At 64.4% G+C, this 18,285-nt stretch carries 20 protein-coding genes and 2 tRNA genes; 12 read left to right on the forward strand and 10 right to left on the reverse strand.

The window, feature by feature from the left end; genetic code table 11:
- Positions 1-222: 222 nt before the first annotated feature.
- Entirely contained in the window at positions 223-1,026 is an 804-nt protein-coding gene (locus V6M50_RS12380) for an enoyl-CoA hydratase-related protein (RefSeq protein WP_332818875.1), read from the forward strand.
- 93 nt (positions 1,027-1,119) lie between these two features.
- Here the strand turns inward: V6M50_RS12380 and V6M50_RS12385 are convergent, their stop codons facing one another.
- The 3 genes from V6M50_RS12385 to V6M50_RS12395 are packed head-to-tail and all read right to left on the reverse strand — an operon-like array spanning position 1,120 to position 3,016.
- Positions 1,120-1,722, reverse strand: coding sequence for an HD domain-containing protein (locus V6M50_RS12385; RefSeq protein WP_332818876.1), 603 nt, complete (start codon positions 1,720-1,722; stop codon positions 1,120-1,122).
- A 33-nt stretch (positions 1,723-1,755) separates the two neighbouring features.
- Positions 1,756-2,445, reverse strand: a complete 690-nt coding sequence (locus V6M50_RS12390; protein WP_332818877.1) for a hypothetical protein — start codon at positions 2,443-2,445, stop codon at positions 1,756-1,758.
- Positions 2,446-2,455: 10 nt separating this feature from the next.
- Complete coding sequence (locus V6M50_RS12395; RefSeq protein WP_332818878.1) at positions 2,456-3,016, reverse strand: hypothetical protein; 561 nt, start codon at positions 3,014-3,016, stop codon at positions 2,456-2,458.
- A gap of 148 nt (positions 3,017-3,164) precedes the next feature.
- Between V6M50_RS12395 and V6M50_RS12400 the strand changes: the two genes are divergently transcribed.
- The gene (locus tag V6M50_RS12400) at positions 3,165-3,611 is read left to right on the forward strand and encodes an RrF2 family transcriptional regulator (RefSeq protein WP_056369487.1); all 447 of its coding nucleotides are present in this window, start codon (positions 3,165-3,167) and stop codon (positions 3,609-3,611) included.
- A gap of 56 nt (positions 3,612-3,667) precedes the next feature.
- On the opposite strand, the gene V6M50_RS12405 is transcribed toward V6M50_RS12400, so the two are convergent.
- A tRNA-Ala gene (locus V6M50_RS12405) sits at positions 3,668-3,743 on the reverse strand.
- 121 nt (positions 3,744-3,864) lie between these two features.
- Positions 3,865-4,188, reverse strand: coding sequence for a TIGR02300 family protein (locus tag V6M50_RS12410; protein ID WP_332818879.1), 324 nt, complete (start codon positions 4,186-4,188; stop codon positions 3,865-3,867).
- 124 nt (positions 4,189-4,312) lie between these two features.
- On the opposite strand from V6M50_RS12410, the gene aroA reads away from it, so the two are divergent.
- From aroA to V6M50_RS12435, 5 genes are all read left to right on the forward strand, one after another.
- Positions 4,313-5,641 (forward strand): 3-phosphoshikimate 1-carboxyvinyltransferase, encoded by a 1,329-nt coding sequence (gene aroA / locus V6M50_RS12415; protein ID WP_332818880.1) that lies wholly within the window; start codon positions 4,313-4,315, stop codon positions 5,639-5,641.
- Entirely contained in the window at positions 5,638-6,174 is a 537-nt protein-coding gene (locus V6M50_RS12420) for a hypothetical protein (protein ID WP_332818881.1), read from the forward strand. Before aroA ends, V6M50_RS12420 begins: the two co-directional genes overlap by 4 nt.
- Positions 6,174-6,803 carry a (d)CMP kinase gene (locus V6M50_RS12425; protein WP_332818882.1) on the forward strand — a complete coding sequence of 210 codons (630 nt, stop codon included), beginning with the start codon at positions 6,174-6,176 and terminating at the stop codon, positions 6,801-6,803. The genes V6M50_RS12420 and V6M50_RS12425 overlap by 1 nt, the downstream gene beginning before the upstream one ends.
- Positions 6,804-7,078: 275 nt before the next feature.
- Positions 7,079-8,791 (forward strand): 30S ribosomal protein S1, encoded by a 1,713-nt coding sequence (gene rpsA / locus V6M50_RS12430; protein WP_332818883.1) that lies wholly within the window; start codon positions 7,079-7,081, stop codon positions 8,789-8,791.
- A 204-nt stretch (positions 8,792-8,995) separates the two neighbouring features.
- Positions 8,996-9,274: an integration host factor subunit beta gene (locus tag V6M50_RS12435; RefSeq protein ID WP_332818884.1), complete on the forward strand. Its 279-nt coding sequence runs from the start codon at positions 8,996-8,998 to the stop codon at positions 9,272-9,274.
- Positions 9,275-9,315: 41 nt separating this feature from the next.
- Here the strand turns inward: V6M50_RS12435 and V6M50_RS12440 are convergent, their stop codons facing one another.
- Together V6M50_RS12440 and V6M50_RS12445 are read right to left on the reverse strand one after the other, a co-directional pair.
- On the reverse strand, positions 9,316-10,083 hold the full coding sequence (locus V6M50_RS12440) for an ABC transporter permease (RefSeq protein ID WP_332818885.1): 768 nt from the start codon (positions 10,081-10,083) through the stop codon (positions 9,316-9,318).
- Complete coding sequence (locus V6M50_RS12445) at positions 10,080-11,042, reverse strand: ABC transporter ATP-binding protein (RefSeq protein ID WP_332818886.1); 963 nt, start codon at positions 11,040-11,042, stop codon at positions 10,080-10,082. The genes V6M50_RS12440 and V6M50_RS12445 overlap by 4 nt, the downstream gene beginning before the upstream one ends.
- A gap of 91 nt (positions 11,043-11,133) precedes the next feature.
- On the opposite strand from V6M50_RS12445, the gene V6M50_RS12450 reads away from it, so the two are divergent.
- Positions 11,134-11,219, forward strand: a tRNA-Leu gene (locus V6M50_RS12450).
- A 5-nt stretch (positions 11,220-11,224) separates the two neighbouring features.
- On the opposite strand, the gene V6M50_RS12455 is transcribed toward V6M50_RS12450, so the two are convergent.
- Genes V6M50_RS12455 through V6M50_RS12465 form a run of 3 tightly spaced genes read right to left on the reverse strand, consistent with a single transcriptional unit; the run spans position 11,225 to position 12,818 of the window.
- A complete protein-coding gene (locus tag V6M50_RS12455) occupies positions 11,225-11,632 on the reverse strand; it encodes a GFA family protein (protein ID WP_332818887.1) in 408 nt (135 codons plus the stop codon).
- A gap of 32 nt (positions 11,633-11,664) precedes the next feature.
- Positions 11,665-12,060, reverse strand: a complete 396-nt coding sequence (locus tag V6M50_RS12460; RefSeq protein ID WP_332818888.1) for a RidA family protein — start codon at positions 12,058-12,060, stop codon at positions 11,665-11,667.
- Between the two features lie 41 nt (positions 12,061-12,101).
- Complete coding sequence (locus V6M50_RS12465) at positions 12,102-12,818, reverse strand: TolB family protein (RefSeq protein ID WP_332818889.1); 717 nt, start codon at positions 12,816-12,818, stop codon at positions 12,102-12,104.
- Positions 12,819-13,044: 226 nt separating this feature from the next.
- On the opposite strand from V6M50_RS12465, the gene V6M50_RS12470 reads away from it, so the two are divergent.
- The 4 genes from V6M50_RS12470 (at position 13,045) to V6M50_RS12485 (ending at position 18,138) form a co-directional block, all read left to right on the forward strand.
- The gene (locus V6M50_RS12470) at positions 13,045-13,914 is read left to right on the forward strand and encodes a LysR substrate-binding domain-containing protein (RefSeq protein WP_332818890.1); all 870 of its coding nucleotides are present in this window, start codon (positions 13,045-13,047) and stop codon (positions 13,912-13,914) included.
- 61 nt (positions 13,915-13,975) lie between these two features.
- Positions 13,976-15,484, forward strand: coding sequence for an ABC transporter substrate-binding protein (locus V6M50_RS12475; protein WP_332818891.1), 1,509 nt, complete (start codon positions 13,976-13,978; stop codon positions 15,482-15,484).
- 41 nt (positions 15,485-15,525) lie between these two features.
- A complete protein-coding gene (locus tag V6M50_RS12480; RefSeq protein ID WP_332818892.1) occupies positions 15,526-15,948 on the forward strand; it encodes a DUF4112 domain-containing protein in 423 nt (140 codons plus the stop codon).
- Positions 15,949-16,023: 75 nt separating this feature from the next.
- A complete protein-coding gene (locus V6M50_RS12485; protein WP_332818893.1) occupies positions 16,024-18,138 on the forward strand; it encodes a prolyl oligopeptidase family serine peptidase in 2,115 nt (704 codons plus the stop codon).
- Positions 18,139-18,285 lie beyond the last annotated feature (147 nt).

An 18,285-nucleotide genomic window follows, 5' to 3' on the forward strand; every position in this document is an offset into this window, starting at 1 on the left:
ATCGCCATCGTCGCGCTGAGCGAATTCGAGACAAGTTCTTCAGTGCGCATAGTCGCTTCCCCTTCAGGAACAGCCCCGCTTTAGCATTAGCTTGGTTGGCGCGGCAACGTCCGCAATCGGTCGTTAGCCGTCCTGCGCCCAAGCCTCTTGCGCTCGCTCGCCAAATGAGTCACAACTTTACGTGAACGTAAAGGTAAAGTTACCGCGAGAGGATTCTTCCCCATGACCGACATCCCGACCTTCGACACGATCAAGCTCGACGTCGCCGACAATGTCGCGACGATCACGCTTAACCGGCCCGACCGGCTCAATTCGATGCCGCCCGCGATGGCCGACGATATTCGGTCGGCGCTCGACTATCTGCCGCTGCTCGGTGCGCGCGCGCTGCTGATCACCGGCGAAGGTCGCGGCTTCTGCTCGGGCGCCGACCTCGGCGGCGATCGCACATCCTCGGCGGTTGGCGGCGGCGCAAACAGCCGCAAGGCGCTTCGCAACCATTACAACCCGATGCTGCTCGCGCTCGCGAACCTCGACATCCCGGTGGTCACCGCGGTCAACGGCCCCGCCGCCGGGGTCGGGTGCAGCTTTGCGCTGTCGGGCGATTTCACGATCGCGGGCAAGAGCGCCTATTTCCTCCAGGCCTTCGTCAACATCGGCCTCGTCCCCGACGGCGGCTCGTCATGGCTGCTGCCGCGCCTGATCGGCGTGCCGCGCGCGACGCAGATGATGATGCTGGGCGAGAAGATTTCGGGCGAACAGGCCGCCGACTGGGGCATGGTCTATAAATGCGTCGACGACGCCGACCTGCTGACCGAGGCGAAGGCGCTCGCGGCGCGGCTCGCGAACGGGCCGACGGTGTCGCTCGGCACGATGCGAAAAATCCTGCGCGACGGCCTCTCGCAAAGCTATTCGGACACGCTCGACGCAGAGGCGAAGGGCCAGTTCATCGCGGCCAACAGCGCCGACGCGGTCGAAGGGATCATGGCCTTCGTTCAGAAACGCAAGGTGGAGTTCAAGGGGAAGTAGGCGCCCCTACCTTTGTTCGTCGTCCCGGCGAAGGCCGGGATCTCCACGGTGAGACCCCGGCCTTCGCCGGGGTGACGAATAAAACGTGGAAAACTACTCCGCCGCCTCCTCGACCATCACCTTCTTGTAGATGCTCGTGCGCGGATAGGCGCAGAGGCGCAGCACCATCGGTTCGAAAAACTCGAGCGGTTCGCTGTCATAATCGGGATCGAACGCCGGCGCGTCATATTTTTCGCAGAATTCGGCGCACGCCGCATAATGCGGGCTGTCGCGAAACTGGTCGCGCATGTCGCGGTCGAGCCCGAGATAGTGGAAGAAATAATGGCCCTGGAAAATCCCGTGGTGCTGGACGATCCACAGATTCTCTTCAGACAGGAAAGGCTTCAGGATCGCCGCGGCGACATCGGGATGGTTGAACGCGCCCAGCGTGTCGCCGATGTCGTGGAGCAGCGCCATCACGACATATTCCTCGTCGCGACCATCCCTGTGCGCCCGGGTCGCGGTCTGCAGGCAATGCTCGAGGCGGTCGACCGGAAACCCGCCATAATCGCCGCCGAGCAGCTTCAGATGATCGAGGATGCGCTTGCCGTTGTTCGGCGCGAACTCCTTTTGCTCGCGCGCGATAATGTCCCAATCTTCCTGCGTCCCGTCGATCATCGAGCGGAATTTGGCGTGATCGTGCGTCATCTCGTTCATGGCAGCCTCTCCTATTTTGGGAGGAAGACTATCCTATTCGTTGTTATTTGCAACGTTATAGCTTTTGACCTCGGCCTGCGTCAGGCACCTTCGCGTCGACTTGTCGTCGGCATTGGCGAGCGCCTTTTGCTGGTACATGACTTCGGTCAACAGCTTGCGCGACACCCCCATGCGAATCAGGAAATCATTGTCCTCGCTCGCCAGCAAGGCGGCATCTTGCTCAATGTCGCCGATCAGCTCGCGCGTCGCGTCGGTCCCCATCGCGACGCTCATGTCGATCGAGCTGCGGTCGCCGGTGCGCGTGAACATATGGACGACGAACAGCCCGCCCGGATCGATCACGCGCGGCTGCCCGCCCATGAAGATGAAATTGCACGCGCTGAAACAGGCCCAGCCTGCGGGGATGCGCGTCGTCAGGCCAAAGTTCGACCGGATGATACGCCCCGCAGCATTGCCCGCGCGTGCATCGCCGCCGGGCGAGCGCAGCCACACCTCGCCGATGTCGGGATTGGCCGCCAGCGCCGCCTTCAGCCGCTCGGGCAGCCCCGCGTCGATCCGCCCTTCGGCGAGCAGCACCTTGGTGCCGCCCTTGACCACCGGGGTCAGCTGCATCGTTGCATTGGTCGACCAGTCGGGCGTCAGCGGGCAGGTCGGGTTCGCGGGGTCCATCCTGACCTTCGCGGCGCCGGTCAGGCTCGCCAGCAGGCCCGCCGCCAGCGCCACGCGAACGATCCTAGGCGGCAAGGACATAGCGCGAGGCACCCGGTCCCTTGCACATCCGCTTGCTGACGCGCGTTTCCTCGCCCTCGACGATGACGATGTCGGTGACGTTCATGCAGCGCGTTCCATCGGCCAGATCGCTCTTCGCCGCCACGGTCGACGATCCGCTCACCTCGGGGCGCGTCGCACTGGTCCAGTTGGATGTCGCGCCGACCGCTTCGCCGCGCGTGACTTCCTCGGTCGCGGCCGCCGCCTGCACCTGTTCGGCAGGGTCGAGCTTGCACGCGATCGCGTTGGTCAACGTCCCGCTGACCTCCGAAATCGGCACATAGCTGTAGACGCCGGCCTTGCTCGCCGCACTGCCGATCGCTTCGTTCAGCACGCCGCCGAGGATGCCTCGGCCGACGCTGCTGCCCTTTTTCCCCTTGGGACAGCCGCCATTATCGTCTTCGCTCGGCTTTGGCGCCGGCGTCGTCACCTTGCGAAGCAGCCCGCCGAACTGCGCCTGCGCCGGCGTGATCGCGAGCATGCACGCGGCCAGCACCGCCGGGGCACCCAAAATTTTACGCATCATCCGCTCCACCCCAAATCGTCGCCAAAACCAGCGCCGCGCGGCCCTTATAGGCCGCGTTCATGCCACCCGCTGTGATTTTCATCAACTCCGCAAGATATGTCATCCAGACAGGTTGAATTAAGGCTGAATATGTCACAGTAACGCCGCCATGCTCTCGCAAAAGACCCGCTATACCATTCGCGCGTTCCAGCACCTTGCCGACCATTGGGGCAAGGGGCAGGTCCAGCTCGCGGATATTGCGGAGGCGCAGAATATCCCGCCCAAATTCCTGACCGTGATCCTGTCGGAAATGGCGCGCGAGGGCCTGCTCATTTCGCAGCGCGGCCGCGACGGCGGTTATCAGCTCGCGCTGCCGCCGATCGACATCAGCTATGGCGACCTTGTCCGGCTGACGCGCGGTTCGCTCGCGCTGGTCCCCTGCGCGGCGCGCAACGCGCACGAACATTGCAAGAATTGCCTGCCCGAATCCGAATGCCGGCTGCGCAGTCTGATGCTCAAGGTCCGCGACGATACCGCGTCGATCCTCGACCGCATCACGCTCGCCGACCCGATCGCGCTCGAACCCGTGTTCGAGAAGGACGAGGCGGCCGAATAGCGGGCGGCCCCGCTGAGCAACAAAAAAGGCCCGCTTTCGCGGGCCTTTTTTGTAAATGGTGGAGCCTAGCGGGATCGAACCGCTGACCTCCTGCATGCCATGCAGGCGCTCTCCCAGCTGAGCTAAGGCCCCGTGCCATTTCTTCGCGTCGCCCTGAGGGGTGCGACCGGGACGCCGCCTTTAGCAGCGCCATCGAGTGATGCAAGGGGCCAAATCATCTTGCGATGCCTTTTTTGGCCCCTCACAAAAATTATCAGGTTTCGACGTCGTCGTCATCCGCAGTCGCGACGCCGAGGTCGTCGTCGCCGCCAAGGTCGACGTCATTGTCCGGCGAATCATTGTCCTCGTCGACATCGACGTCCAGATCCAGATCCTCGTCGACGACGACCTCTTCCTTGACGACCTTGCCGGGCTTTTCGACTTCGAACGGCATCGGCTGCTTCGATTTCAGCACCGATTCCGGGATCCAGTTGTAACCGCAATTGATGCAGTTGATCGGATCATCCTTGGTCAAATCATAGAATCGGGTGGCGCATTTCGGGCAGCTGCGTTTCGTGCCCCATTCAGCCTTTACCATATATGCCTCGTAACCTTCTGGAAACAAAATAAAATTTTTGGAAAGCGACGTCTGCCTGCGCGGCATCCATCAAATCGGCGTGCGCCTTGCCAGATTGCAAGGCCGCTGTCAAAAGCCGCACGCCATGACCGATCAAACCACCACGCCGCGCAGCTTTTCCGCGTCCCTTCCGCTCAAAGGCAAGATCGCGATTCCCGGCGACAAGAGCATCTCGCACCGCTCGCTGATGCTCTCGGCGCTTGCCGTCGGCGAAAGCCGCGTCACCGGGCTCCTCGAGGGGCACGACGTGCTCGCCACCGCCGCCGCGATGCGCGCGATGGGCGCGACGATCGAACGGCGCGAGGACGCCGAATGGCGCATCCACGGCGTCGGCGTCGGCGGATTGCTCCAACCGCAGGAGGCCCTCGACATGGGCAACAGCGGCACCTCGACGCGCCTGCTGATGGGGCTGGTCGCGAGTCACCCGATCACCGCGACTTTCGTCGGCGACGCCAGCCTGTCGGGCCGTCCGATGGGGCGCGTGATCGATCCGTTGAGCGAGATGGGCGCCGACATCAGCGCTTCGCCCGGGGGCCGCCTGCCGCTGATGGTGCGCGGCCTCGCCCCTGCCATCCCGCTTTCCTACCGCCTCCCCGTCGCCTCGGCGCAGGTGAAGAGCGCGGTCTTGCTCGCGGGCCTCAACACCCCGGGCATCACCGAGGTCATCGAACCCGTCCCGACGCGCGACCATAGCGAGCGGATGCTCAAGGGCTTTGGCGCCGACCTCAGCGTCGAATTGGGCGCCGACGGCACGCGCCATATTCGCATTGTCGGCGAGGCCGAGCTGAAACCGCAGACGATCGTCGTCCCCGGCGACCCCTCGTCCGCCGCCTTCTTTATCGTCGCCGCCTTACTCGTCCCCGGTTCCGACATCGTGATCGCCAATGTCGGCCTCAATCCGACACGCGCGGGCCTCGTCGAGATCCTCCAACAGATGGGCGGCGACATCGAACTGCTCGAGCCCCGCGAAGTCGGCGGCGAACCCGTCGCCGACCTTCGCGTCCGCCACAGCGCGCTGCGCGGAATCGACGTCGATCCCGCCGTCGCCCCCAGCATGATCGACGAATTCCCGATCCTCTTCGTCGCCGCCGCGCTCGCAGAGGGCCGAACGACCACTTCCGGCCTCGACGAACTGCGCGTCAAGGAAAGCGACCGCATCGCGGTGATGGCCACCGGCCTCGCGGCGATCGGCGCGCGTGCCCGGGAAAGCGAGGACGGCCTCGTCATCGACGGCACCGGCGGCGATCCACTGCCCGGCGGCGCGACCATCGCCGGCCACCTCGACCACCGCATCTGCATGAGCTTCGCTATCGCGGGGCTCGTCAGCAAGGCGCCGGTGACGATCGACGACATAGCCCCGGTCGCGACCAGCTTCCCCAATTTCGAAGCCTTGCTGAAGGGATTGCAACAATGACGATTTCTCTGAAATCCGCGACAGCGGCCAGCGCCGCGCTGCTTCTTGCGCTTTGCGGCGCGATCGCGCACGCCGACGAACGCATTGCCGACCCCTTCGACCGCGCCGACGCCAGCTTCTCGCGCTATCCGCTCAATCTGCCGAGCACGCCGCAGGCGATCGGGCGGCTGACCAACGGCGACGTCTGCGACGATGAAGGCATTTCCTGCGAATGGCAGGATGAAGCAGGCGTCGTTCATATTTTCAGCGGTGACGTCCTGGCGATCAAGCTGGTCGACGTCGGCGCCGCCGGGACGCACAACCTGGGCGCGCTCGGTATCGGCACCAGCCGGACCCGCAAAGACGTCCTCGCCAAGGTGCGCGCTCTCCTCCCCGAAATCGAAATCGACTGCCTCGAACCCGGCGAAGCCGGTGAAGGCGAAGGCATCGCCTCATGCGGCGGCGCGTTCGAAAACGGCGGCTGGATCAAATTGCTGTTCGGCGCCGACAACCGGCTGACGAGCGCGCGTATCGACGCGTTCCAGATAAACTGATGATCATCGCGGTCGACGGCCCTACCGCATCGGGCAAGGGCACCATCGCCAAGGCGCTCGGCGAACATTTCGGCCTGCCCGTGCTCGACACCGGGCTGCTGTATCGCGCGGTCGGCTATCAGACGCAGCTGAACCATGGCGACGCCGACAATGCCGCCGACGCCTTGGCTGCCTGCGACTTTCCCGACAGCCTGCTTGCCGATCCCGCGCTGCGTTACGAAACCACCGGCGGCCTCGCCAGCCGGGTGTCGATCCACCCACAGGTGCGTGCGGCGCTGTTCCGGCGGCAGGTCGATTTCGCCAACCAGCCCGGCGGCGCGGTGCTCGACGGGCGCGACATCGGCACCGTCATCGCGCCCCACGCCGATGCCAAGCTGTTCGTGACCGCCACCCCGGAAGAACGCGCCCGCCGCCGCCATGCCGAAATGCGCGCGCGGGGGGTCGACGTGGGATTTGAGGCGGTACTCGCCGACGTACACGCCCGCGATGCGCGCGACACCGGCCGCACCGATGCGCCGTTGCGGCGCGCCGCCGACGCGATGCTGCTCGACAACACGCATATGGATCGCGATGCCGCGCTCGCAGCGGCCATCGCCTTTGTCGAAGAGCGCCGGAAGAGCCGCGCCTAGCCCGGCTTTCTGCCTTGCCTTTGCGGGGGCCGCGGACTATATGCGCGCCGTCCGACGGGCTTTTTTGCAGGTCGAGGCATGGACAGACCGCCGCTCAAACCCGAGCGTCGGGCGTGATGGGATGCACCCGTCGCGCCCATTTTGCTTTGCCCATGGCTTGCCGGCAGGAGGTTCGAAGGATGCCGCGCTCCGCATCCGGCGGGCATGGCAGATCGGCCACAAGACCAGCGGAACCAACCGCTTGGCCGGAACAAATGAAGTAAGGAATATCATCTATGGCCACTACGGCTTTCCCGACGCGCGACGATTTCGCCGCGATGCTCGATGAATCGCTTGGTGGTGCCGACGGCGGCTTTGAAGGCCGCGTCGTCAAGGGCACCGTCACCGCGATCGAAAACGACCTGGCAGTTATCGACATTGGCCTGAAGAGCGAAGGCCGCGTGCCGCTTCGCGAATTCGCCATGCCGGGCCAGAAGGCCGACATCAACGTCGGTGACGAAGTCGAAGTCTATGTCGACCGCGTCGAAAACGCCAATGGCGAAACCATGCTGTCCCGCGATCGCGCCCGCCGCGAAGCCGCCTGGGACCGCCTGGAAGAAGAATTCAACAAGGAAGCGCGCGTCGAAGGCGTCATCTTCGGCCGCGTCAAGGGCGGCTTCACCGTCGACCTCGGCGGCGCCGTGGCGTTCCTTCCCGGTTCGCAGGTCGACATCCGCCCCGTGCGCGACGTCGGCCCGCTGATGGACCTGCCGCAGCCCTTCCAGATCCTGAAGATGGATCGCCGCCGCGGCAATATCGTCGTGTCGCGCCGCGCCATTCTCGAAGAAACGCGCGCCGAACAGCGCTCGGGCCTGATCCAGAACCTGGAAGAAGGCCAGATCATCGAAGGCGCCGTCAAGAACATCACCGACTATGGTGCGTTCGTCGACCTCGGCGGCATCGACGGCCTGCTCCATGTCACCGACATGAGCTACAAGCGCGTCAACCACCCGAGCGAAGTCATCAACATCGGTGACAATGTCCGCGTCCAGATCATCCGCATCAACCGCGACACGCAGCGCATCAGCCTTGGCATGAAGCAGCTCGAAAGCGATCCGTGGGAAGGCGTCGCCGCCAAATACCCCGTCGGCGCGAAGCTGTCGGGTACGGTCACGAACATCACCGACTATGGTGCGTTCGTCGAACTCGAAGCCGGCATCGAAGGCCTGGTCCACGTCAGCGAAATGTCGTGGGTCAAGAAGAACGTCCACCCCGGCAAGATCGTTTCGACGAGCCAGGAAGTCGACGTCATCGTCCTCGAAGTCGACAGCGACAAGCGCCGCATCTCGCTCGGCCTCAAGCAGGCCCAGTCGAACCCCTGGGGCGCGTTTGCTGAAACGCATCCGGTCGGTTCGGTCGTCGAAGGCGAAGTCAAGAACGCGACCGAATTCGGTCTGTTTGTCGGCCTGCCGGGCGACGTCGACGGCATGGTTCACATGTCGGACATCGCTTGGGGCATCTCGGGCGAAGAAGCGCTGCACCTCCACCGCAAGGGCGAGGCCGTGCAGGTCGTCGTTCTCGACGTCGACGTCGAGAAGGAACGCATCAGCCTCGGCATCAAGCAGCTTGAAAAGGGTGCTCCTGCCGTTGGCGGCGGCACCGCCGCTGCTGGCTCGGTGAAGAAGAACGACGTCATCACCGTCACCGTCCTCGAAGTCCGCGACAATGGCCTCGAAGTCCAGGCCGGCGACGATGGCGCCACCGGCTTCATCAAGCGCGCCGACCTCGGCCGCGACCGCGACGAACAGCGCGCCGAGCGTTACCAGGTCGGCCAAAAGTTCGATGCGATGGTCATCGGCTTCGACCGCTCGAAAAAGCCGAACTTCTCGGTCAAGGCGATGCAGATCGCCGAAGAGAAGCAGGCCGTTGCGCAGTACGGCTCGTCGGACTCGGGTGCCTCGCTCGGCGACATCCTCGGCGAAGCGCTGAAGGCCGGCAAGAAGGACTGATCCTCCTTCCGCCGCCAGGCAAAAGAAAAGGCCCGCAGAGTGTCCCTCTGCGGGCCTTTTTCTTTCGGTGATATATTTTTGACCGAACCGTGATTCATGATACCTTCCCCGCGCGTTGGGAGGGGTCTCGCGCATAATGGACCGGCAACGACCGGGCGCCTGCTTCGGCGGGAGAAGCGTGATGTATAATAGGGGAAGCAGCACATGATCCGGTCAGAACTGGTTCAAAAGATCGCGAACGAAAACAGCGATTTGCGGCTCGAGGAAGTCGAGCGCATCGTCGATGTCTTTTTCGATTCCATTGTGGACCAGCTTGCCGCGGGTGGCCGTGTCGAACTGCGCGGATTCGGGGCGTTCTCGACCCGTTCGCGCGAATCGCGCACCGGCCGCAATCCGCGCACGGGCGCCTCGGTCGACGTGAAAGCGAAAAACGTGCCCTATTTCAAACCGGGCAAGGAAATGCGCGAGCGTCTGAACGATTGATACCGTGCGCCGTCAGGGACCGGCTGGGGTCGTAACCGACCCTAGTTTTTCAGCCGGTATCCCGTCCGGAACATCCAGAAGATCACGCCCAGGCACAGCGCCAGGAAGAGCGTTACTGCGCCCATGCTGACCTCGATCGCGACATCGCCCTTTCCAAAGAAGGTCCAGCGGAATCCGCTGATCAGGTAAACCACCGGGTTGAACAACGTGACCGTCCGCCACGCGGCCGGCAGCATGTCGAGCGAGTAGAAGGCGCCGCCAAGGAAGGTCAGCGGATAGACGACGAGCAGCGGGATCACCTGCAGCTGTTCGAAGCTCTGCGCCCATATTCCGATGATGAAACCGAACAGGCAGAAGGTCACCGCCATCAGGATCATGAAGGCGACCATCAACAGCGGATGCGCGACCTGGACGTCGACGAACAGGTGCGCCGTTGCAAAAATGATCGTCCCGATGATCACCGACTTCGTCGCCGCGGCACCGACATAGGCGATCACCGTCTCGAGCGGCGATAGCGGCGCCGACAGCATCTCATAGATCGTGCCCGTCCATTTCGGCATATAGATGCCGAAGCTCGCGTTGCTGATGCTTTCGGTGAACATCGTCAGCATCATCAGACCGGGCACGATGAAGGCGCCATAGGGAACGTTGCTGACCTCGGTCATCCGGCTGCCGATCGCCGATCCGAAGACGACGAAATAGAGCGCGGTGGTGATCACCGGCAGCATCAGGCTGGTCCAGAAGGTGCGTCCGAAGCGCGCCATTTCGAAGAGGTAGATCGAGCGGATACCACGGAAGTTCGAAATCATGCCGCCTGCTCCCCTGCGCCGATACTCTCATGGGCGTTGTTCTCGTGGACAAGGCCGACGAAAATATCCTCGAGCGAGCTTTGCTTCGTATGCAGGTCCTTGAAGGCGACCCCGATGTCGCTCATCCGCCGCAGCAGCGACGGCACGCCGGTCGCCTCGGCCTGGCTGTCGAATTCATAGACGAGTTCGTGCCCGTCGCCCGCAAGCTCGAGCTTCCAGTCCGCCAGCTCCGCCGGCACGGCGTCCAGCGGCTCGGCCAGATTGAGCGTCAGCGTCTTGCGCCCCAGTTTCTTGATCAGCGCATGTTTCTCTTCGACCAGGATCAACTGCCCCTTGCTGATCACGCCGACGCGGTCGGCCATTTCCTCGGCCTCCTCGATATAATGGGTGGTCAGGATGATCGTGACGCCGCGCTCGCGCAGCCCGTGCACCATCTGCCACATATCGCGGCGAAGCTCGACATCGACGCCCGCGGTCGGTTCGTCGAGGAACAGGATTTCGGGTTCGTGGGAAAGCGCCTTGGCGATCATCACGCGGCGCTTCATGCCGCCCGACAATTCCATGATCTTCGAATCGCGTTTGTCCCACAGCGACAGGTCGCGCAGCAATCGCTCGATGAACGCGGGGTCGCGCGGCTTGCCGAACAACCCGCGCGAGAAGCTCACCGTCGCCATCACCGTCTCGAACGCATCGGTGTGCAATTCCTGCGGCACCAGCCCGATCATCTTCCGCGCCGCGCGATAGTCGCGGGCATGGTCGTGGCCGGCGACGGTCACCGTGCCCGCGCTGGCGGTCACGATTCCGCAGACGATGCTGATCAGCGTCGTCTTGCCCGCACCATTGGGGCCGAGCAGTGCGAAGATTTCGCCCTTGTTGATGGTCAGGTCGACATCGCTCAACGCTTTGTGACCGCTTTTATATGTTTTTCCGAGGCCGGAAATTTCGAGGACGGCTGTCATGGCATGCCGTCTAGCCGAGTGGCCCGATGACGTGAAGCGCCAAACATCGCTTGACCTCCATGGACCCATCGGCTTGACCGGCTGCGGTTAGGCGGACGTGGCGAAATCGGTAGACGCAGCAGACTTAAAATCTGCCGTCCTAGTGACATGCGGGTTCAAGTCCCGCCGTCCGCACCAACCTTTTACAAGTGCCGGATCTCCTCGGGCGGGTTCCACCAATTGTCATTGAGCCCGTCGCAATAGGTCACCGGCGCTTCGATCAGTTCCGCCACCGGCAAATCGTCGAGCGCCGCGACCCGCACGCCGACATAGTCGCCGCCCATCGCGTCGATCCGGCCATGCCCGTGCGTCGCGGTGCCGCATTCGCGGCAAAAGCGGTGGTGCGTTTCGAACCCTTCGCCGCTGCGCGCATAATCGCCCAGATGCTCTTCGCCCGTCAGCAGCCGGAAATCGCCGGGCTTCATGCCCGCGACGTTCCAGTTGCGCTGCTTCCAGCAATAGCTGCAATTGCATTTGCTGCTGCTGGCGAAATCCATGTCGACCTCGAACTGGACGCGCCCGCAATGACAGCTTCCATGATAGGTTTTCATCACTAAGCCTTTCTCTTCCCTCACGACTTTTGTCACGCGCAGGCGATGACATCAATCTCCAGCAGCCACGCCTCGTCAAAGATTTCCGCGATGATGATCGTGATCGCGGGCGAATGGCCGCCCAGCACCTCGTGCCGGATTACGGTGTTCGCGGCGCGATAATCGCGGCTCGACAGGAAGATATGGACCTTGGCGATGTCGGTCAGCGCCATGCCGGCATCGGCCAGCCGGCGCGCGATATTCGCCCACACCAGCCGGCATTGGGCGTCGAAGCCCTCGGGAACCTTCCCGGCTTCGTCGGCCGGAACCTGCCCGCTGACGAACAGGAGGCGTTGCGGCTGTGTGACCAGATACGCCTGCGAATAGGAGGAACCGCTGGGTTCGAACGCCTCTCCCCGCGGCGCGGCCTCGCCTTTTGAGGGCATCATCGTTGCTCCTGCCACGCCGGCCGCCGAAAATTCGCGCCGCGTCAGCATTTCGGCGGCCAGTCCTCGGTGCTTTGCGGCACCAGCGCGGTCAAGAAAAACTCGCCGGACCGTGCGTCATCGGCCTGCGAGAAGAGGAGTTTCTCGGCACGCGGCGACAGCAGCGGCCCGACCTGGAACACGTCGCCCCGCGCCGCGATGCGCCCCTTTGCCGCCCACGCCCCACCTTCGCGGACAAAGCGATAGAGGTGCGAGCGCCCCTCGCGATCGGACACCAGGATCAACGTGCGGCCGTCGCGCGAGATTTCGGCCTCATATTCATTGGCGCTCGAACTCACCGGCGGCGCCACCGGCTCGACGCGCCAACGCCCGTCCGCATCGCGCGCGGCTACATAAATATCGCCCTGCCCCAGCCCGCCCGGCCGCGCCGACCCGAAATAGAGGTGCCCCGCCAGATCGGCGCGCGGCAGCAGCTCGGCCTGCGGCGAATTGACCGGCTCGGGCAACCGCTCGGCCTCGCCCCAGCGCCCGTCCGCATCCCGCGCGACATGATAGATGTCGAAATCCTCGTTCGCCGGATCGTGCCGCGCCGAGATGAAATAGAGGCCCTTGCCGTCGGGCGTGAAACCCGGATCGGCTTCGATTACCGGCGCGGGCGCGGCAAAGGACGGCGGCCGCGGCGCCGACCAGGCGCCACGCTCGCAAACCGAGCGCAGCAGGCGCCAACCGGCAAAGCCGCTGTCCGCCGACAGATAGATCATCTCGGTGCCATCCGGTGAAAAGCTCGGAGCAGCCTCGTAACCGGCGGTCGCGATGGCGGCAGGGGTCCATCTTGCGGGCGTATCGGCAGACGGCGCCGATGATGCACCACAGAGCCAACTCGTTATTGCGATTATGAGGAGAGGTCTTTTCATTCCCGCGATCTACGGGCTGGATGCACGCTCGCAAAACAATGCGATTGCATGTCCATTTAAAGCTCGGCTTAATATGAACATGCCGGCCCGCCTGCCTTCGCTCGACACGCTTCGCATCTTCGACGCCTGCGCGCGGCATGGCAATTTCTCGCGCGCGGCGAGCGAGCTTTGCATCACGCCGGCCGCGGTCAGCCAGCGCATCCGGTCGCTCGAAACCGAGCTCGGCAAGCCGCTGTTCGCGCGCAACGGCCCGCACATTCGCCTCAACGGCGACGGCGAAAGCCTGTTTCGCCGGACGCGCGAAATCATGGCGCTGGCGCGCGCCGCAATCGACGAATTGCAGACGTTCCAGACCCTCCGGCTCACCGTGACGCCGACCTTTGCTTCGCGCTGGCTGGCGATTCACCTGCCCGGGTTCGAGGCACGGCATCCCGACATCGGAATCGAGATCGATGTATCCGCCGATGTCCGGCGCCCCGGCCGCTATGACCTCGCGATTCGCAGCGGCGAGGGTGGCTGGTCCGATGCCGATGCGACCCCCTTGTTCGCGGTCGAGGCGACGCCGATGCTCTGCCCACAACTGCTGGAGGGCCGAACCTTGACCGCACCGGCCGATCTGGCCGCTTTCCCGATGGTCCCCAGTTCCGACTGGCCGCGCTGGTTTGCCGCGCAGCACCTGCCCGTGCCCGACGCGCGCGCCGCGCGGCGCGCCACCTATCCGTCGCAGGACCTCGCCGCGCAGGCGGCGCTCGAGGGAAAGGGCGTCGCGCTGCTTTCGCCGCGCCTGTTCGCGGCCGAACTGGCAAACCGCCGGCTCGTCCAGCCCTTTTCCTTCACCCTGTCGGGGCCCGATCTTTACTGGCTGGTCGAACCCAAAGCGGACCGAACATCCGCCGCCGGCTCGTTCCGCGACTGGCTGTTCGAAAGGATCGAGGGCGGATGATCGAGGCTTGCCGCCCGGATGCCCACTTCCGGTTTCGCGCGGCATCTCTATGATGGCGCCGATGCCGCCGATACACGACAGACAAAATGCCAGGAAACGGATCGGAGCCGCTGCCAGCCTGCTGCTGCTCGGCCTTGCCAGTTGCGGCCTGTTCGGCACGCGCGGCCCGGTGACCGTCGCCGCCATCGGCCCACTCAACGCCGCCGCCAGCCCGCTGAACGGCGAACTCTCGGCCGCCAACGCCGCGCTGCTCGATGTGACCTCGCAAGGGCTCGTCAGCTACGACGGCGAGGGGCAGATCGACACCGGCCTCGCCGACCGCTGGACCGTCACCACCGACGGGCGAAGCTATATCTTCCGCCTCCGCGAAGCCAAATGGAGCGATGGCCGCAAGGTCAATGCCGAAGAGGTCGCGGCGATCCTGCGATCCTATCTCGCTCCCGCCAGCCGCCACGTCCTGAAGGGCGACTTCCCTGAGGTCGAGACGATCAAGGCGATGACCGACACGGTGATCGAGATCCGCCTGTCGGTGCCGCAGCCCGCGATCCTCGAACTGCTCGCGCAGCCGTCGATGGCGATCGTCAACAAGGGGATGCGTTGGGGCCCGATGCGCGCGCGCAAGATCGGCAAAGCAATGTTGCTCTCGCCGGTCCCCGATCCGCTCGCCGAAGATCAGGAGGCCGCCGAAGCCGCCGCCAACGACCCGGCGGCCTCGATCGAACTCGTCGGCGCTTCGCCCGCCGGGGCGCTCGCGCGCTTCAAGAACGGCTATGCCGATGGCGTGATCGGCGGCCGCTTTTCGACCCTGCCCTATTTCGTCGCATCGAACATCGGCCGCTCGCGCCTCGTCGTCGATCCGGTCCCCGGCCTGTTCGGCCTGTCGTTCGTCCGCGCCGAGGGTTTCCTTGCCACCGATACCAATCGCGACGCGCTCGTGCGCGCGATCCGGCGCGAGCGGCTGGTCGAAGCGTTCGGGCTCTCGGAATGGCAGCCGCAGGTCGCGCTGCGCCCCGCGCTCTACGCCCGCGACGGCGGGCCCGCGCCGTTGATCCCCGCCTGGGCCGAATATGACGAGGCATCGCGGGTCGCGCAGGCAAAGCGCGTTGTCGATGCGTGGCGCGGCGCGGGGCGCGAGATCGAACCGCTGCGTATCGCCGTCCCCGATTCGCCCGGCGGGCGCATTCTCTTCGCCTATATCTCGGCCGATTTCACCGCGATCGGCGTGCCGAGCCGCCGCGTCGCCATGGCATCCGCCGCCGACCTCCGGCTGATCGACGAGGTGGCGCCCAATGACGATGCGCTCTGGGCGCTCCGCCGCCTGTCGTGCCGGCGCGATACGCTCTGCAACCGCGAGGCGCAGGAACTGATCGACCAGGCAATGCGCAACATCGACGTCGGCCAGCGCGCGCAGCAGGTGAGCGAGGCCGAGGCGGTTCTGTCGCGCTACGCACCCTTCATCCCGCTCGCAACGCCGCTGCGCTGGTCGGTCGCGTCGCAGCGTCTGACCGGTCTTCGCGCCAACGGCCGTGCGCAACACCCATTGAATCGCCTGATCGCCGCCCCCAATTAATAGCCGGCGCTTCGCCTTCGAGCGCTTTTGAAAGGACCCAGATGGCCCCTTCGCCCCCCAATCCCGACGCAATCTTCGACGCCCTGATCCCCAATCGGAGCGACCCCGCGGCGCTGCGCAAGCGCGTCGAGACGTTGGAAATCCTGCTCGAACGCAGCTTTGTCATTCCCGGCATCAACCGTCCGGTCGGCCTCGACGCGATCGTCGGGCTCGTCCCTGTCGTCGGCGACATCATCGCCGCGACGATGGGGGCCTATCTGATCTGGGAAGCGCGCAACCTCGGCATGCCGAAGTGGAAAATCTGGCGGATGGTCGGCAATCTTGGCGTCGACACCGCGCTCGGCGCCGTCCCGCTCGTCGGCGACGCCTTCGACTTTTTCTTCCGGTCGAACACGCGGAACCTCAAGATCATCAAGAAGCATCTCGACAAGCATCATCCCGGCACGATCATCATCGACCAATAGGCGTTTCGCCTGCTTCCCTTGGGGTGTCTAATGCTGCTAGCACAGCGCCACCATACCCCAGGGGAGACTTCCACGATGATCCGCGCCAGCCTTGCCGCGCTTGCCCTCAGCTGTTCCTTCGCCGCCGTGACGGCAGCCGCTGCCGAGGACAAGGATCCCTATCTCTGGCTCGAGGAGATCGAAGGCAAGAAGGCGCTCGACTGGGTCAAAAAGGAAAATGCCGCGACCGACAAGTTGATCGTCGGCCGCCCCGGGTTCGAGGCCGACCGCAAGCGCGCGCGCGCCATCCTCGACGACGAACGCCAGATTGCCGAGCCCGGCGAAGTGATGGGCGAAACCATCACCAATTTCTGGCGCGACGCCGCCAACCCCCGCGGCCTGTGGCGGCAAAGCCCGCTCGACGCCTTTCTCGCGGGCAAACCCGTCTGGACGACGCTGATCGACGTCGATGCGCTCGGCAAGACCGAAAAACAAAGCTGGGTCTGGCACGGCGCCGACTGCCTCGCCCCCGACTACACGCGCTGCCTCGTCTCGCTCAGCCCCGGCGGCACCGATGCCGACATCGTCCGCGAATGGGACCGCGCGACCAAAAGCTTCGTCGACGGCGGCTTCACGCTGCCGCAAGCCAAGAGCAGTGTGACGTGGGAAAATGCCGACACCTTGCTCGTCGCGACCGACTATGGCGCGGGCAGCATGACCGCGTCGGGCTATCCGCGCATCGTGAAACGCTGGAAACGCGGCACGCCGCTGGCATCGGCCGAAACCGTTGCCGAGGGTGAGCATGAGGATGTCGGCATGAACGTCTTCGCCCTCGTCGATGGCGACAAACGCTGGCCGATGATCAGCCGCGGCACGACCTTCTACACCACCAAATATCTCATTCGCGGCGTCAGCGGCGAAAGCTATCATTCGACGATCATTCCCGAAAGCGCCAGCCTCCGCGATGTCCTCGACGGGCAGGCGATCGTCTTTCTGAACGAGGACTTCGGCACTGGTTTTCCGGCGGGTTCGCTGATTTCGCTGTCGCTCGAAGACATGTCGGCGGACAGCCAGGTGGCGATCATTCCCGTGATGACGCCAACGAAGGCGCAGGCGATCGAGAATGTCTCGGCGACCGACAATGTCCTGTGGGTGAAGGCACTCGACGATGTCGAGGGCAAGCTGTTCGCGCTGCGCCGCGATCCGGCGACCGGCAACTGGAGCCAGAAGGAAGTTCCGCTCGCCGCCAATGCCACGGTGCAAATCGCAGGCACCGTCGGCAAGCGCGACATCGCCCTTGCGACCGCCGAGACGATGCTGATGCCGCCGACGCTTTACGCGGTGTCCGAAAACAAGGCGCCGCAAGCCGTGCAGAGCCTGCCCGCAACCTTCGACGCCAAGGAAATGAGCGTCGAAAAGCGGTTCGCAACGTCGAAGGACGGCACGCAAATCCCTTACTTCCTCGCCCGCAAGAAGGGCGCGACCGGCCCCGTCCCCGCGCTCATCCACGCCTATGGCGGTTTCCGCGCCGCGCAGACGCCGGGCTATCTCACTGGCCAGCCCTATCGCGCCGGTCCGCTCGGCCTGTTCTGGGTCGAGGACGGCAATGCCTATGTCCTCGCCAATATCCGCGGCGGCGGCGAATATGGCCCCGCCTGGCACCAGGCAGCGCTGCGTGAAAAGCGCCAGAACAGCTTCGACGACCTCCACGCGATCGCCGAGGATCTGGTGAAGACGGGGGTCAGCGCCAAGGGCAAGATCGCCATCTCGGGCCGCTCGAACGGCGGCGTGCTCGTCGGCGCGGCGATGACGCAACGCCCCGACCTCTATGGCGCGGTCATCTCGGGCTCACCGATCAAGGACATGCGCCGTTATGACAAGATGCTCGCGGGTGCGTCATGGGTCGCCGAATATGGCGACCCCGACGTGCCCGAGGACTGGGCGTTCCTGTCGAAATATTCGCCCTATCAAAGCCTCCGGAAGAGCGTGACATATCCGCCGATCTTCCTCTATCTCTCAACCAAGGACGACCGCGTCCATCCCGGCCACGCGCGCAAATATGCGGCACGGCTCAAGGAGTTCGGCAACACCGTCTATTATCACGAATATATCGAGGGCGGCCATTCGGTCGGCGCCGACCATGCCGAGGATGCCGTGCGCGCCGCGATGCTCCACGCCTTCCTGCTGAGGGAATTGGTCGAGAAAAAATAACGCGCAACGCCGTTCCGGCTTGGGGCTCAGCGACGCGACGCGCTTCGCTGTTCGCCGGCCGTTCGATATGGTAGCTTGCGCCGAATCCGAATTTTTCTGCGCCGACGCGGCAAGGATAATAGCCGCGCGGCATTGACTGCCTGTACT

It is taken from the genome of Sphingopyxis sp. (genome assembly GCF_036675685.1).
In the GTDB taxonomy this organism is placed as follows: domain Bacteria; phylum Pseudomonadota; class Alphaproteobacteria; order Sphingomonadales; family Sphingomonadaceae; genus Sphingopyxis.

What these genes read in the sequence shown, in the direction of transcription:
- V6M50_RS12440 (WP_332818885.1), bottom strand. Translation starts at nt 10,083, where the DNA reads ATGATTTCGAACTTCCGTGGTATCCGCTCGATCTACCTCTTCGAAATG.
- V6M50_RS12410 (WP_332818879.1), bottom strand. Translation starts at nt 4,188, where the DNA reads ATGGTAAAGGCTGAATGGGGCACGAAACGCAGCTGCCCGAAATGCGCC.
- V6M50_RS12395 (WP_332818878.1), bottom strand. Translation starts at nt 3,016, where the DNA reads ATGATGCGTAAAATTTTGGGTGCCCCGGCGGTGCTGGCCGCGTGCATG.
- V6M50_RS12475 (WP_332818891.1), top strand. Translation starts at nt 13,976, where the DNA reads ATGCCGCCGATACACGACAGACAAAATGCCAGGAAACGGATCGGAGCC.
- V6M50_RS12435 (WP_332818884.1), top strand. Translation starts at nt 8,996, where the DNA reads ATGATCCGGTCAGAACTGGTTCAAAAGATCGCGAACGAAAACAGCGAT.
- V6M50_RS12485 (WP_332818893.1), top strand. Translation starts at nt 16,024, where the DNA reads ATGATCCGCGCCAGCCTTGCCGCGCTTGCCCTCAGCTGTTCCTTCGCC.
- V6M50_RS12385 (WP_332818876.1), bottom strand. Translation starts at nt 1,722, where the DNA reads ATGAACGAGATGACGCACGATCACGCCAAATTCCGCTCGATGATCGAC.
- V6M50_RS12480 (WP_332818892.1), top strand. Translation starts at nt 15,526, where the DNA reads ATGGCCCCTTCGCCCCCCAATCCCGACGCAATCTTCGACGCCCTGATC.
- V6M50_RS12455 (WP_332818887.1), bottom strand. Translation starts at nt 11,632, where the DNA reads ATGAAAACCTATCATGGAAGCTGTCATTGCGGGCGCGTCCAGTTCGAG.
- V6M50_RS12470 (WP_332818890.1), top strand. Translation starts at nt 13,045, where the DNA reads ATGAACATGCCGGCCCGCCTGCCTTCGCTCGACACGCTTCGCATCTTC.
- aroA (WP_332818880.1), top strand. Translation starts at nt 4,313, where the DNA reads ATGACCGATCAAACCACCACGCCGCGCAGCTTTTCCGCGTCCCTTCCG.
- rpsA (WP_332818883.1), top strand. Translation starts at nt 7,079, where the DNA reads ATGGCCACTACGGCTTTCCCGACGCGCGACGATTTCGCCGCGATGCTC.
- V6M50_RS12445 (WP_332818886.1), bottom strand. Translation starts at nt 11,042, where the DNA reads ATGACAGCCGTCCTCGAAATTTCCGGCCTCGGAAAAACATATAAAAGC.
- V6M50_RS12425 (WP_332818882.1), top strand. Translation starts at nt 6,174, where the DNA reads ATGATCATCGCGGTCGACGGCCCTACCGCATCGGGCAAGGGCACCATC.
- V6M50_RS12420 (WP_332818881.1), top strand. Translation starts at nt 5,638, where the DNA reads ATGACGATTTCTCTGAAATCCGCGACAGCGGCCAGCGCCGCGCTGCTT.
- V6M50_RS12460 (WP_332818888.1), bottom strand. Translation starts at nt 12,060, where the DNA reads ATGATGCCCTCAAAAGGCGAGGCCGCGCCGCGGGGAGAGGCGTTCGAA.
- V6M50_RS12465 (WP_332818889.1), bottom strand. Translation starts at nt 12,818, where the DNA reads ATGATCTATCTGTCGGCGGACAGCGGCTTTGCCGGTTGGCGCCTGCTG.
- V6M50_RS12380 (WP_332818875.1), top strand. Translation starts at nt 223, where the DNA reads ATGACCGACATCCCGACCTTCGACACGATCAAGCTCGACGTCGCCGAC.
- V6M50_RS12400 (WP_056369487.1), top strand. Translation starts at nt 3,165, where the DNA reads ATGCTCTCGCAAAAGACCCGCTATACCATTCGCGCGTTCCAGCACCTT.